Here is a 13733-nt window from a genome sequence, read left to right on the forward strand (position 1 = left end):
CCCCATCGAACCCGCTGCCGGACGTTGCAGTAGATCCGAGGGCCGACGGTACCCAACCGTTTCCTAAAGGTCATCCCCCCAACGGGAGGGCGGGACCGGAAGGACGAGGTGGCCTCACCCGAACGGGTGATTCACCATCGGCATAACGGTCAATTTGTGGGCGCTCTGTCGCCACGCGACTCCATATGGTGCCGAAATTCCCACCCAGGTGCCCGCTGTGCGCACCCGAGCCACCACCGGCTCGGCGTCGTCCGAACCCGGAACAGTGGTCCGCGGACCCAGGAAACCCATCCGGGCGACCGCCTGAACGAGTCGCTGGGAGACCTCGACCGGGCCGCCGCTGGCCGGAGTGACGACCAGCGCGACGTGATCGAGAAGCGCGTCGCGGACCGCCCGCTGCCCGACCGCGCGTCCGGCGAGACCGCCCGCGGTGACCTCGCGGAGGGTTCCGGCGGCGGCCGCGGCGAGCCGGACCAGCTCCGTACCGGAAATCGATTCGACAGCCGTGCTGAGCGCCGGCGGCAGCGCCCAGCGCCACCGGGTGTCCCGGCGCTCCGGCAGGCGCTCGCCGCCGGTCGCGAGCACCGCCAGCAGCTCGGCGGCGGACACCGTGGCGTCGCCCGGACCGGGGCCGGCCACCTCGCGGGTGACCAGCACGTCCCAGGGGAGATGCGCCCAGAGGGCGGTTCGGCCGCCGGCCGACCGGAGCCGGACCGGCGCTCCCGGATCCAGCCGGGTCAGGCGGGCCAGGAACGCGCCCGCGTCGGGAACCCCGAGCAGGCCGTGCCCAGTCATGACCGGCCCCCGGCGGAGCCGGATCCGACCGTCCCGTCCCCGGCGGCGCCGGGCTCGGGTGACCCGCTGCCGACGTACGGCATCAGGAACTCCCTCTCCTCCGGCGTCAGCCGCCGGGGATGCCCGGCGACCAGGTGGTACGGCACACACACCGACTTCGCCCGGCTGGCCAGCACCCCGTCGTCGAACAGCTCGTAGGAGACGGTGAACGCCGCCGCCCGCAGCTCGGAGATCCACATCTCCACCCGCACCGGCTCGCCGAAGTCCACCGGCCGCAGGTAGTCGATCTCGTGGCGGGCGATGACGATGCCCTCCTCGAAGGACCCGAGCCCGTGCTTGCGGGCCCCGACGAAGAACATCGCCACCCGCGCCTCCTCGTAGAGGGTGAGGAAGCGCGCGTTGTTGACGTGCCCGTACGCGTCCATGTCGGACCAGCGCACGGGCACGTCGTAGACGAACCGCTCAGTCACGGGTGAGCTTGCGGTAGGTCACCCGGTGCGGTCGGGCGGCCTCCGCGCCGAGCCGGTCGATCTTGTTCTTCTCGTACGCCTCGAAGTTGCCCTCGAACCAGAACCACTTGTCCGGGTCCTCCTCGGTGCCCTCCCACGCGAGCATGTGGGTGGCCACCCGGTCCAGGAACATCCGGTCGTGGGAGATCACCACGGCGCAGCCGGGGAACTCGAGCAGCGCGTTCTCCAGGCTGCTCAGGGTCTCCACGTCCAGGTCGTTCGTCGGCTCGTCGAGCAGGATCACGTTGCCGCCGATCTTCAGCGTCATCGCCAGGTTGAGCCGGTTGCGCTCGCCGCCGGAGAGCACCTTCGTTGGCTTCTGCTGGTCCGGGCCCTTGAAGCCGAACGCCGCGATGTACGCCCGGGACGGCATCTCGACCTTGCCGACCATGATGTGGTCGAGCCCGTCGGAGACGACCTCCCACACGGTCTTGGACGGGTCGAGGCCGGCGCGGCTCTGGTCGACGTACGACAGCTTGACGGTCTCACCGATCCGCACGTCGCCCTCGTCCGGCTGCTCCAGCCCGACGATCGTCTTGAACAGCGTGGTCTTGCCGACGCCGTTCGGGCCGATGATGCCGACGATGCCGTTGCGCGGCAGCGAGAACGACAGGTGGTCGATCAGCGTCCGCCCGTCGAAGCCCTTGACCAGGTCGCTGACCTCGATGACGGTGTTGCCCAGACGCGGGCCCGGCGGGATCTGGATCTCCTCGAAGTCCAGCTTGCGGGTCTTCTCCGCCTCGGCGGCCATCTCCTCGTAGCGGTCCAGGCGGGACTTGCTCTTGGTCTGTCGCGCCTTGGCGTTCGAGCGGACCCACTCGAGCTCCTCGGTGAGGCGCTTCTTGAGCTTGGCGTCCTTGCGGCCCTCGACCGCGAGGCGCTGCGCTTTCTTCTCCAGATACGTCGAGTAGTTGCCCTCGTAGCCGATCGCCCGGCCGCGGTCCAGCTCGAGAATCCAGCCGGCCACGTTGTCCAGGAAGTACCGGTCGTGGGTGATCGCCAGGACGGTGCCGGCGTACTTCGCGAGATGCTGCTCCAGCCAGTGCACGCTCTCCGCGTCCAGGTGGTTGGTGGGCTCGTCGAGCAGCAGCAGGTCGGGGGCCTCGAGCAGCAGCTTGCAGAGCGCGACCCGACGGCGCTCGCCACCGGAGAGCTGGCTGACGTCGGCGTCCGGCGGCGGGCAGCGCAGCGCGTCCATCGCCAGCTCCAGCTGCGAGTCGACGTCCCACGCGTCGGCGTGGTCCAGCTCCTCCTGGAGCTTGCCCATCTCCTCCATCAACTCGTCGGAGTAGTCCGTGGCCATCTGCTCGGCGATCTTGTTGAACCGCTCCAGCTTGGCCTTGGTCTCCGCGACCGCCTCCTCGATGTTGCCGAGGACGGTCTTCGCGTCGTTCAGCGGCGGCTCCTGGGCGAGCATGCCGACGGTGTAGCCGGGCATCAGCCGGGCCTCGCCGTTGCTCGTCCTGTCGAGTCCCGCCATGATCTTGAGCAGGCTGGACTTACCGGCGCCGTTCGGGCCGACGACACCGATCTTGGCGCCCGGCAGGAAGCTCAGCGTCACGTTGTCGAGCACGACCTTGTCGCCGTGCGCCTTGCGCGCCTTTTCCAGGACGTAGATGTACTGGGCCACGGTGTGCCCTACCTCCGAGGTCGTCGATTTCCGGTGCCGAATCAAAGGACAATCTTTCCAGGTCCCACGGCCGCCGTGAACGCCAACCCCGGCCGGTCAGTCCGGAACCACCTTCCGCACTTCCTCGGCGCCGCTGGACCGGCGGATCACCACGCGCTCACCGCTCACCGTGAAGACCGTCCTGTCCCAGGTGGCGACGGCCCGGAAGCTGCCGTCCGGCAGACGCTCCACGTCCGGGAGGAAGAGCGCGGTCCGTCCCTCCTCCCACGGCGCGTCCTGGCCACCCTTGTTGGCGTGGTAGAAGAGCTTCCCCGCCTCGTCCTGGCAGATCCACACGACCGACTTGCGGTCGGTGGTGATCCGCAGGACCTGGGACAGTGTTCCCAACGCTCCCGCGCCGCCTCCCATTTCCTGGCTCTGCTTCGGGCACGGGCCGTCGGTGGCCAGCAGGATCGGCGCCGGCGAGGCCCAGGCCGAGGGCGATCCGGGGCCCGTGGTCACCGGCTTCCGGCCGCGGCGCTCGCTCAGCAGGTACCCCCCGATCATGCCGATGATCGTGAGCAGCACCGTGGCGATCACCACAGGAAAGAAGATCAGGCGGCGCGGCTGGGAATGATCATCGAGGGGGGCCACCGGCACAGGATGGCATCCCGGTCAAAACCATATGACCAGAGTGGGTACGACCCGGGCTGGCTACGCACAGTAGGCTCGGCTTGGGAACAGAAACCACCCGGAGGTGTACTCAGCGTGGCCCAACGAAGTTCCTTCGTCGTCGTCGCCAACCGTCTACCCGTTGACGAGGTCACTCTGCCGAGCGGGGAGCGGCAGTGGCGGCCCAGCCCAGGTGGCCTGGTCACGGCCCTGCATCCGGTGCTCACCGAGCACCGCGGCACCTGGATCGGCTGGGCCGGCGGGGACGGCCCAGCCCCTGAACCATTCGATCTCGAAGGCATTCACATCCACGCGGTGCCATTGAGCGCCGACGAACTCGAACGCTATTACGAGGGCCAGTCGAATGCGACGATCTGGCCGCTTTATCACGATGCGGTGGAAACCCCGGTCTACAAACGCCGCTGGCGCGACTCGTACCGCGCGGTGAATCAACGGTTCGCCGAGGCGGCGGCCGACGTGGCGGCCGAGGGCGCCACCGTCTGGGTGCAGGACTACCAGCTCCAGTTGGTGCCCGCGATGCTCCGGGACATGCGTCCCGACCTGCGGATCGGGTTCTTCCTGCACATCCCGTTCCCGCCGATCGAGCTGTTCATGCAGATGCCGTTCCGGGCCGAGATCCTGCGCGGCCTGCTCGGCGCCGACCTGGTCGGCTTCCAGCAGCGGCTGGCCGCGCAGAACTTCGTACGGCTGGCCCGGCACCTGCTCGGCCTGCGCTACGAGGGCCAGTCCATCCAGGTGGACGGGCGCAAGGTGAAGGCCGGCGCGTTCCCGATCAGCATCGACACCAAGGACATGGAACGCCTGGCCGCCGACCCCGCGGTGCAGGCCCGGGCCAAGCAGATCCGGGCCGAGCTGGGCGATCCCGAGACGGTGATCCTCGGCGTCGACCGGCTGGACTACACCAAGGGTATCGAGCTGCGTCTCAAGGCGTTCCGTGAGCTGCTGGCCGACGGCAAGCTCAACGTCGGCGAGGCGGTGATGGTGCAGGTCGCGACGCCCAGCCGGGAGCGGGTCGAGCACTACCAGACGCTGCGGGTCAAGGTCGAGCGCGAGGTCGGCCGGATCAACGGCGAGTTCGGCAAGGTGGGCGTGCCCGCCGTGCACTACCTGCACCAGTCGTACAGCAAGCAGGAACTGGCAGCGATGTACGTGGCGGCCGACGTCATGATGGTGACCCCGCTGCGGGACGGGATGAACCTGGTCGCCAAGGAGTACATCGCCTGCCGCGGCGACACCGGGGGCGCGCTGGTGCTCAGCGAGTTCGCCGGCGCCGCCACGGAGCTGCGCCAGGCCTTCCTGTGCAACCCGCACGACCCGGACGGCGTGAAGGACGCGCTGCTGCGGGCGGTCGGCTCGGAGCCGGCCGAGCTCAAGCGCCGGATGCGGGTGATGCAGCGCCACCTGCGCACCCACGACGTCGCCAGGTGGGCCCGCACGTTCCTCGACGAGCTCGGGGCCGACGAGCAGGAGTGACGAACCACGCTTCCCGGCGCCGGGCCGCTTCGGGTCCGGCGCCGGGAAGCCTGGGTACGCCGGTCAGCCGGCGGCCGGGCGGAACGCCGCGGTGACCGCGACGACGTCGCCGATCACCACCACCGCCGGCGGCCGGATCCCGGCGGCCGTGACCTCGCCGGCCACCGCGCCGAGCGTGCTGCGCAGCGAGCGCTGGTGCGCCGTCGACCCTTCCTGGATCACCGCGACCGGGGTGTCCGCGTCCCGGCCCTCGGCGACCAGGCGCTCCGCGATCCCCGGCAGGTTCTTCAACCCCATCAGCACGACCAGCGTGCCGCGCAGCCGGGCCAGCGCGGCCCAGTCCACCAGCGAGTCCGGGTGATCCGGCGGGATGTGCCCGGAGACCACCGTGAACTCGTGCGCCACCCCGCGGTGCGTGACCGGGACGCCGGCCAGCGCGGGCGCCGCGATCGAGCTGGTCACGCCGGGCACCACCAGCACCGGGACGCCTGCCTGCGCACAGGCCAGGGCCTCCTCACCACCGCGGCCGAAGACGAAGTTGTCGCCGCCCTTGAGTCGGACCACGAACTTGCCCTGCAGCGCCCGGTCCACCAGGACCCGGTTGATCTCCTCCTGGGCGGCGGACGGCCCGTACGGGATCTTCGCGGCGTCGATCAGCTCGACCTCCGGCCGCAACTCGCCGAGGAGCATGCCGGGGACCAGCCGGTCGGCGACCACCACGTCGGCGGCGCCCAGCAGCCGGCGGCCTTTCACGGTGATCAACTCGGGGTCGCCGGGGCCGGCGCCGACCAGCGCGACGCCCTTGAGCTCGGGCGCGGCCGGCGGCGTCGCCTCCAGCGCGTGCGCGACCAGGTCACGGACCGCCATGGCGCGCCGGCGGTCGCCACCGTCGGTCACCGCGACGGTCACCTGCCCGTGCCGGGTGACCGCGGGCGTCCACGCGGTGGCGGCGTCCCGGTCGTCCGCCCGTACACAGAAGACTCGCTGATCCTCGGCGGCGGCGCTGACCTGGGCCGCCGACTCCGGATCGTCGACCGCGACATGGACCAGCCAGGCGCCCTCGACATCGCCCGGCGCGAAGCGCCGCGGCGTCCAGGTGGCCCGACCGGCGTCGACGTGCGCCCGCAGCGCCGGCGTCAGCTCGGGCGCGACGATGTCGACACGCGCCCCGGCCGCGATCAGCCCCGGCACCCGGCGGGTCGCCACCGAGCCGCCGCCGACCACCAGCACCCGGCGCCCCTGCAGGCGCAACGCCATCGGATAGAGGCTCATTTCTCGGACACCCCCGCGCTGTCGAACGTGGACACCTCGTGCAGCACCCGGACCGCGGCCGTGACGACCGGCAGCGCCAGCGCCGCGCCGCTGCCCTCGCCCAGACGCATCCCGAGGTCGAGCAGCGGTTCCAGGCCCAGGTGGGCGAGCGCCACGGTGGCGCCCGGCTCGGCCGAGCGGTGCCCGGCGACCATCGCGGCCACCGCGTCCGGGGCGAACGCGGCGGCGGCCAGCGCGGCCGAGGCGGCGATCACGCCGTCCACGATCACCGGCACCCGGTGCGCCGCGGCGCCCAGAACGAGACCGGTCAGCGCGGCGTGCTCCAGCCCGCCGACCGTGGCCAGCACGCCGAGCGGGTCGGCCGCCACCGGCGTGTGCCGGGCCAGCGCCGCGGCGATCACCTCGGTCTTGCGCGCCAGCGTCGCGTCGTCGATGCCCGTGCCGCGGCCGGTCACGGCGGCCGGGGCGGAACCGGTGAAGACCGCGATCAGCGCCGCGGCCGGCGTCGTGTTGGCGATCCCCATGTCACCGGTGAGCAGGCACTTCGCGCCGGCCTCGACCAGTTGCCCGGCGACCGCGATCCCGAGCTCGACGGCGGCCAGCGCCTCCTCGCGGGTCAGCGCCGGCTCCACGGTCATGTCCCGGGTGCCCCGGCGGATGTTCGCGTCCAGCAGGTTCGGCCCGCCGTGCAGCGGGATCGCCACCCCGGCGTCGATCACCATCACGTCCGCGCCGGCCTGCCTGGCGAACGCGTTCACCACCGCGCCACCGGCCACGAAGTTCGCCACCATCTGCGCGGTGACCTCCTGCGGCCACGGCGAGACGCCCTGCGCGTGCACGCCGTGGTCGCCGGCGAAGACCACGATCGTGGCCGGCTCCGGCAGCGGCGGCGGGCAGGTCCCGGCCAGGCCGGCCAGCCGCACCGACAGCTCCTCCAGGCGGCCCAGCGAGCCGGCCGGCTTGGTGAGCCGGGACTGCAGCTCGCGGGCGGCGGCCATGGCCTGCCCGTCGGCCGGGCGGATGGCCGCCAGGGTGGTCTCCAGGGTCACGGTCGCTCCTCGATCACTTTGTCGGTGCGCTCTCGTATCACTCGTCGATGCGGTCGCGGATCACTTCTCGCAGAGTCTGCGCGAACCGGTCCGTGGTGGCAGTGTCGCGCACCGCTATCCGGAGCCAGTCGGGGCCCAGGCCCGGGAAAGTGTCGCCACGACGCACCGCGTACCCACGTTTTCGCAGTTCAGCGCGCACCTGGTCGGCGCCGCGCAGACGTACCGCGACAAAGGTGGAGGCCGGGTCGCCGGCAACCGTGACACTCGGCACGTGTCGCAACTGTTCCAGCAGGTGGGCGCGGTCGGCGGCGACCGCCGCCGCGATCTCGCGTTCGGCGGCGACCGCCGCCGGCGACGCGCATGCGGCCGCCGCCGCGAGTGCCGGCGTGGAGACCGCCCAGAGTGGCTGCGCCGCGGCCAGCCGCGGCAGCAGGCCGGCCGGGCCCAGCAGGTAGCCGACCCGCAGGCCGGCCAGGCCCCAGGTCTTGGTCAGGCTGCGCAGCACGACCAGGCCGGGCAGGTCCCGGCGCTGGGCCAGGGACTCCGGCTCGCCGGGGCAGCCGGCCCGGTACGTGGTGTCCGCGAACGCCTCGTCCACCACCAGCACCCGTCCCGGGCGGGCCAGCTTCGCCACGTCCACGGCCGGGTGCAGCACCGACGTCGGGTTCGTGGGGTTGCCGACGAAGACCAGGTCGGCGTCGTCCGGCACCAGCCCCGGGTCGAGCCGGAAGCCGTCCTCCGCGCGCAGCAGCACCCGGTCCACCCGGTGGCCGGCGTTGCGCAGCGCCGCCTCCGGCTCGGTGAACTGCGGATGCACCACGACCGGCCGGCGCGCCCCGCGCAGCGCCTGCGCGAGCAGCACGAACGCCTGCGCGGCGCCGGCCGTGAGCAGCACCTCGGCCGGGTCCCGGCGATGCCGCGCGGCGACCGCGGCGGTGGCCGCGGTGGCGTCCGGGTACGCGGCGAGCCGGCCCAGCGACTCCCGGATCGGGTCGGCCAGCCAGGCCGGCATCTCCTGGTGCCGGACGTTGACCGCGAGATCGATCAGGCCCGCCCCGACCTCGGCGTCGCCGTGATGATCAAGATCGAACGTCATGCGCACAGCATGCCGCAGCCCGGACTGTCGCGGAAATGTCTCACTTCTGGCGTTCGTGAGGAACATGAGGGCTTCTGTCATAACTTCAGGGGGTGACTGACCGCCGCCCCACCGCAGCCGGACGAGTCGCCCTCCTGATCCGCGCCGGGCTCATCGCGGGCCTGGTGATCGCCGGGCTGGCCTATCCGTTCACGGCACTGGCCGGGATGGGCATCAAAGCCGGCAGCGACGCCCTGGAGGACATGCCGGAGCGGCTCACCGAGACGCCCGCGGCGCAGACCACCTACGTCTACGCCAACGACGGCAGGACGCCGCTGACCATGTTCTACGAGGAGTACCGGCGGCAGGTCCCGCTCAAGGACATGTCGCCGTACATCGCCCAGGCCATCGTGGCGTCCGAGGACACCCGCTTCTACGAGCACCACGGCGTCGACGTGAAGGGGGTGGCCCGCGCCTTCGTCGCCAACCAGCAGGCCGGCGGGGTGTCCCAGGGCGCGTCGACGCTGACCATGCAGTACGTGCGGATGGCCCTGCGGGACAGCGCGAGGACGCCGAAGCAGGCCCTGGAGGCCACCGAGCAGACCACCACGCGCAAACTGCGGGAGATGCGGCTCGCCGTCGAGGTGGAACAGCGGCTCAGCAAGCAGGAGATCCTGCAGCGGTATCTGAACGCGGCGTACTTCGGCCACCGGGCGTACGGGATCTACGCGGCCTCCGAGGTGTTCTTCTCCAAGCCGGCGCGGGACCTGACCCTGAACGAGGCGGCGCTGCTCGCCGGGCTGGTCAAAGCGCCGTCGGCGTACGACCCGGCGATCAGGGACCAGGAGGCCGCGCTGCAGCGGCGCAACTACGTGATCGACCAGATGCTGAAGATCGGCTCGATCACCGCGGCGCAGGCCACCAGCGCCAAGAGCGCCCGGATCAAGCTGCGCCTGAGCACCCCGCCGAACGACTGCGTCTCGGTCTCCGGCCGGCACAACGACTGGGGCTTCTTCTGCGACTACTTCAAGAACTGGTGGAAGGAGCAACCGGCCTTCGGCCGGACCGTCCAGGACCGTGAGGAGAAGCTGCGCCGCGGCGGCTACCGGGTGGTCACCTCCATCGACCCCAGGATTCAGGGGTACGCGATGAGCCACGTGCTCGACAAGGAGAGCCGCAACAGCCCCTTCGCGCACGGCCAGGTGGTGATCCAGCCCGGCACCGGCCGGATCGTGAGCATGGCCGTGAACCGGCGGTACTCGTTGCAGCAGGACAACAACGGCAGGCACAGCGACAGGTCCCAGCGCGACGTGCGCGGCAACTACCCGAACACGGTGAACCCGCTGCTCGGCGGCGGCGCCATGGCCGGGTACCAGGCCGGCTCCACCTTCAAGATCTTCACGCTGCTGGCCGCTCTGCAGGCGGGGCTGCCGCTCTCCACGTCGTTCTACGCCCCCGAACGCTTCGTCTCGAAGTACATCACCGCGCCCGGGCCGGCCACCTGCGGGACGAAGTGGTGCCCGAAGAACTCCAGCAAGTCGATGACCGGCAACCAGACCATGTGGAGCGGCTTCGGCAAGTCCGTGAACACCTACTTCGTCCAGCTCGAACAGCGGGTCGGCGCGGAGAAGGCGGTGGCCATGGCGGAGAAGCTCGGTCTGAGGTGGCGTACCGCTGTCGACCGGAAACTCGCCACTCCGGAACACGCGTCCGGGTGGGGCGCGTTCACCCTCGGGGTCAGCGACGCCACGCCCGTGGAGATCGCCAACGTGTTCGCCACGGTGGCCGCGGAGGGCAACTACTGCGAGCCGCTGCCGGTGCTGTCCATCCGGGGCCCCAACGGCAAGGAAGCGACGTACCAGGGCAGGCCCGTCGCGGCGCCGCGCTGCCATCGGGTCTTCAGCCAGGACGTCGCCCGGGCGGCGACCGACGCGGCCCGCTGCCCGACCGGTTACGGCTCGGCTCGCGGCAGCTGCGGTGGCCGGGGGACCTCCGAGATGGTGTACGGCACGATGAGGCGCCCGGTCGCCGGCAAGAGCGGCACCACGGACAAGAACAAGACGGCCTGGTTCAGCGGCTACACCCCGCAACTGGCGGCGTCGGCCTTCGTCGCCGACCCGGACAATCCGGAACACAACGTGGGCAAGGGGCGGTCGACGATCTCGAAGTACACGGTGGCGCAGACGTTGCGGGACGCGCTCAAGGGTCAGCCCAAGCTCAAGTTCACCCCACCCTCCGACAAACTCACCTGGTAGTCGCCGTTTTGGCGCGGCTCCGGGGCCGCGCGCGACCACCGGCACGCCCAGGTGCCCCTTCCGCAGCCGCCTTCGCGGGCCCCGCGTGCAGCGGCCGCCCCGCGCACTCCGCGGCGCTCGCCCGCCTGCCCGCTCCCCGCCGCGGCGCGGGCGTCACGCGGGGCGGGCCGCGGGTGGCTGCTCGCGGTGCCGCTGGGCCGGGGGGACGTCACGGCGCGGTGGTCGCCAGCGCGGGTCGCGGCCGGCCAGGGACAGGGCCCGGGCCAGGTCGGTGTCCTCCTCCGGATCCAGCCGGACACGGGGACCGAGGAAACCCGGCGTGCCCCCGGGCGGGCCGGCGGCGAGGAAGTCGATCAGCGTGGCCAGCACCCGCGGGTCGGCGGCGAAGTCCTGACCGGTGGCCCGGGCCAGATCCCACCCGTGCATGACCAGTTCGTTGGCGGCGACCGCGCCCAGCTCACGGGCCGGCATGGTGACGCCGCCGGCCCGGGCCGCGCCCCGCCAGGCCGCCGGCTCCTGCCACGCGGTGGCCAGCTCCTCCAGCAGCACCGGCAGGCGGCTGCGCCAGTGCGGCGGCAGGTGCCCCGCCGACGGCGGCGCCGGCGGGCCGTCGCCGGACGCGTCGGCGCCCTTGCGGGCGGCCTGGGTGAACGCCTCCGCCAGGCTGATCAGGTGATCGAGAAGGGTCGCGACGGACCAGCCCGGGCATGGCGTGGGAGCGGTCAGCTCGCGGTCGCCGACCCCGAGCAGCAGTGCTCTGAGCTGACGAACCGGCGGGTCCAGATCCAGCGGCAGGCGAGCGGCCACGATCGTCCTCCTTCGGTTCGCGGTGCCCCCTCACGGTACGAGGCCGGCACGACGGCTTCCGGACCGGCGGGCGTCGTATTGGCACGCCGGGCCGCTTCCGGCGGGTGTGGTCGCCGGAGTCTGCGCGAAGCGGGCCGGGCGGGCGGGAGCGGCTCCGCGGGTGGCCGCCGCCACCGTCCGGCCGACCGCGATCAGTGCGCCGCGTTACGGGGGCCTGCTGGTCGACGCGCCGGCCGGACGCCGGCCCGACTACCCGTGCGGACGGCCGGAATCGGTCAGCCGCCCGCTCTCCGACCGGCTGCCCAGTGTTGCCGGGACCGATGGTTGGAATCGGTCACGTGGCGCCTCAGGAGGAGATCGGGACGTCGGACGGCGGGCGGGCGTCCGGGCCGGTGTCGGGCGTTCCGTGGATCGGGCCACCGTTGGGCATGGCCCCGCCCGGTCGCTGCGGGAGCGGGCCGTGGCCGGGAGACATGCCGGGCCCGGCAGCGTCCGCCGGTGGCATGCCGAAGGCCGGGCCGGGCGGCGGGGACATCCCGCCCGGGCCCTCGGGCGGGAACATCCCGGGCACCGGGCCGGTCGTCGGGGCCGGGTCGGACGGCGGGCCCGAGGGCGCCGGCCCGCCCGGCAGCGGTCCCGAGATCGAGTCCTGGACCGGCCGGGGACGCGGCCCGGACATCGGCATCGGCTGGCCAGGCCCACCCAGCTGCGGCGCGGGACCGGCCAGCTGCGGCGCGGGACCGGCCAGCTGCGGCGCGGGACCGGCCAGCTGCGGAACCGGACCCGACACCTGCGGCGTAGGCATCTGCGGGCCGGGCATCTGCCCAGCCGGCCCGGACGGCTTGGCCGGACCGGCGATCGCGGCCGCGACCAGGCGCTTCGCGATCTCCGGCGCGGCCGCCCAGTGCAACCCGAGCTGCGACGCGTGCACCTGCCGCCAGACGAACCCCTCCGGGTTGCCACCCGACCAGGTCCAGGCCGGGGCGGCGCCGGCCCGCGGCGTCACCACCGCCCGGTGCTGCTTGTAGCCGGTGATCCGGGCGCCGGCCGGGGCCAGCACCGACGTGCCGGGCGCGGTCGCCTCGCGGTAGCCGGCCACGGTCTGCTCCCCCGTGCTGCCGGTGATGTCCAGCACCCCGCACATCGGCCGGCCGTCCAGCTCCCGGCCCAGCCAGGGCAGCGCCACCCCCTCGGCCACCACGGGCCAGCCGTCCCGGGCGAATCGCGCCACGTCGGCACAGAGGCGGCGGTTGGCGGAGAGCTCCTCCGCGTACCCCTCGGGCAGTCCGGAACCCACGACCAGGGCCCGTGTGCCGGGTGGCAGCGACTCGTCGCGCAGCGGATCCACGACGACCACCTCGGCGCCGGCGGCGGTCAGCAGCTCAGCGGTCTCCACGTAGGTGTAGGGCGCCCCCGGGCCACCGGCGAGCGCGACCAGCGGGCGCGTCTCGGCCGGGTCGCCGGCCGCCTCGGCCGGCGTCCACAGCGGGCCGGGCAGCGACGGCGCCGAGTTGGCCAGCGCCATCAGGCGGTCCAAGTCGAGCGACCGCGCGACCGCCTCGCCCAGCCGACGCACTGCGCGGGCCGCCTCGACGCTCCGGTGCGCGACCGGGACCAGGCCGTGCGTGCGGGACGGCAGCACGTTGGGCAGGTCGCCGCGACGCAGCGCGCCGAGCACCGGCATGCCGATGTCGTCCAGGGCGCTGCGCAGCATCTGCTCGTGGCGGGGCGAGGCCACCCGGTTCAGGATCACGCCGCCCAGGTGCACCATCTCGTCGAACATCCGGAAGCCGTGCACCAGCGCGGCGAGCGAGTGACCCATCGCGGCCACGTCCACCACCAGCGCGACCGGGGCGCGCAGGGCCGCGGCGACCGCGGCGGTGCCGTCGACCTCCGGCTGGCCGGTGAGGCTGTCGAACAGGCCCATCGCGCCCTCGATCACGGAGAGCTGCGCGCCGGACGCGCCGTGGCCGAACAGTGGCGCGATGCGTTGCGCGCCGACCAGGCGGGGGTCCAGGTTGCGGCCCGGACGGCCGGAGGCCAGCCCGAGGTACGCCGCGTCGGTGTGATCGGGGCCGACCTTGAAACCCGCCGTCGGGATGCCACGGGCCGCCATGGCGGCCAGCAGACCGACGGCTATCGCGGTCTTGCCGTGGCCGGATGCCGGCGCACTCACGACCAGACGAGGCTGGGCGG

Annotated in this window: 11 protein-coding genes; 2 read left to right on the forward strand and 9 right to left on the reverse strand. The window is 72.7% G+C overall.

Annotated elements, in window-relative coordinates:
• Positions 1 to 114 precede the first annotated feature (114 nt).
• From Asi03nite_RS30380 to Asi03nite_RS30395, 4 genes are all read right to left on the reverse strand, one after another.
• A complete protein-coding gene (locus Asi03nite_RS30380) occupies positions 115 to 795 on the reverse strand; it encodes a DUF8185 domain-containing protein (protein WP_203683931.1) in 681 nt (226 codons plus the stop codon).
• A complete protein-coding gene (locus tag Asi03nite_RS30385; protein ID WP_239103039.1) occupies positions 792 to 1265 on the reverse strand; it encodes an acyl-CoA thioesterase in 474 nt (157 codons plus the stop codon). The genes Asi03nite_RS30380 and Asi03nite_RS30385 overlap by 4 nt, the downstream gene beginning before the upstream one ends.
• Positions 1258 to 2934, reverse strand: a complete 1677-nt coding sequence (ettA, locus tag Asi03nite_RS30390; protein WP_203683932.1) for an energy-dependent translational throttle protein EttA — start codon at positions 2932 to 2934, stop codon at positions 1258 to 1260. Before ettA ends, Asi03nite_RS30385 begins: the two co-directional genes overlap by 8 nt.
• A 96-nt stretch (positions 2935 to 3030) precedes the next feature.
• Entirely contained in the window at positions 3031 to 3567 is a 537-nt protein-coding gene (locus Asi03nite_RS30395; protein WP_239103040.1) for a hypothetical protein, read from the reverse strand.
• A gap of 114 nt (positions 3568 to 3681) precedes the next feature.
• Here Asi03nite_RS30395 and Asi03nite_RS30400 point away from each other — a divergent pair, with 114 nt between their 5' ends.
• Positions 3682 to 5079 carry an alpha,alpha-trehalose-phosphate synthase (UDP-forming) gene (locus tag Asi03nite_RS30400; RefSeq protein ID WP_203683934.1) on the forward strand — a complete coding sequence of 466 codons (1398 nt, stop codon included), beginning with the start codon at positions 3682 to 3684 and terminating at the stop codon, positions 5077 to 5079.
• A gap of 63 nt (positions 5080 to 5142) precedes the next feature.
• Here Asi03nite_RS30400 and cobA read toward each other — a convergent pair whose 3' ends face one another.
• Genes cobA through cobC form a run of 3 tightly spaced genes read right to left on the reverse strand, consistent with a single transcriptional unit; the run spans position 5143 to position 8496 of the window.
• On the reverse strand, positions 5143 to 6351 hold the full coding sequence (gene cobA, locus Asi03nite_RS30405; protein WP_203683935.1) for a uroporphyrinogen-III C-methyltransferase: 1209 nt from the start codon (positions 6349 to 6351) through the stop codon (positions 5143 to 5145).
• Positions 6348 to 7400 (reverse strand): nicotinate-nucleotide--dimethylbenzimidazole phosphoribosyltransferase, encoded by a 1053-nt coding sequence (gene cobT / locus Asi03nite_RS30410; RefSeq protein ID WP_203683936.1) that lies wholly within the window; start codon positions 7398 to 7400, stop codon positions 6348 to 6350. The genes cobA and cobT overlap by 4 nt, the downstream gene beginning before the upstream one ends.
• A 37-nt stretch (positions 7401 to 7437) precedes the next feature.
• Positions 7438 to 8496 (reverse strand): Rv2231c family histidinol phosphate aminotransferase CobC, encoded by a 1059-nt coding sequence (gene cobC, locus Asi03nite_RS30415; protein WP_203683937.1) that lies wholly within the window; start codon positions 8494 to 8496, stop codon positions 7438 to 7440.
• Positions 8497 to 8588: 92 nt separating this feature from the next.
• Between cobC and Asi03nite_RS30420 the strand changes: the two genes are divergently transcribed.
• Positions 8589 to 10730 carry a transglycosylase domain-containing protein gene (locus Asi03nite_RS30420; RefSeq protein ID WP_203683938.1) on the forward strand — a complete coding sequence of 714 codons (2142 nt, stop codon included), beginning with the start codon at positions 8589 to 8591 and terminating at the stop codon, positions 10728 to 10730.
• 153 nt (positions 10731 to 10883) lie between these two features.
• Here Asi03nite_RS30420 and Asi03nite_RS30425 read toward each other — a convergent pair whose 3' ends face one another.
• Positions 10884 to 11537, reverse strand: a complete 654-nt coding sequence (locus Asi03nite_RS30425) for a TIGR03086 family metal-binding protein (RefSeq protein ID WP_203683939.1) — start codon at positions 11535 to 11537, stop codon at positions 10884 to 10886.
• 346 nt (positions 11538 to 11883) lie between these two features.
• Positions 11884 to 13713, reverse strand: a complete 1830-nt coding sequence (locus Asi03nite_RS30430; protein WP_239103041.1) for a cobyrinic acid a,c-diamide synthase CobB — start codon at positions 13711 to 13713, stop codon at positions 11884 to 11886.
• Positions 13714 to 13733 lie beyond the last annotated feature (20 nt).

This window comes from Actinoplanes siamensis (genome assembly GCF_016862395.1).
Classification (GTDB): Bacteria; Actinomycetota; Actinomycetes; order Mycobacteriales; family Micromonosporaceae; genus Actinoplanes; species Actinoplanes siamensis.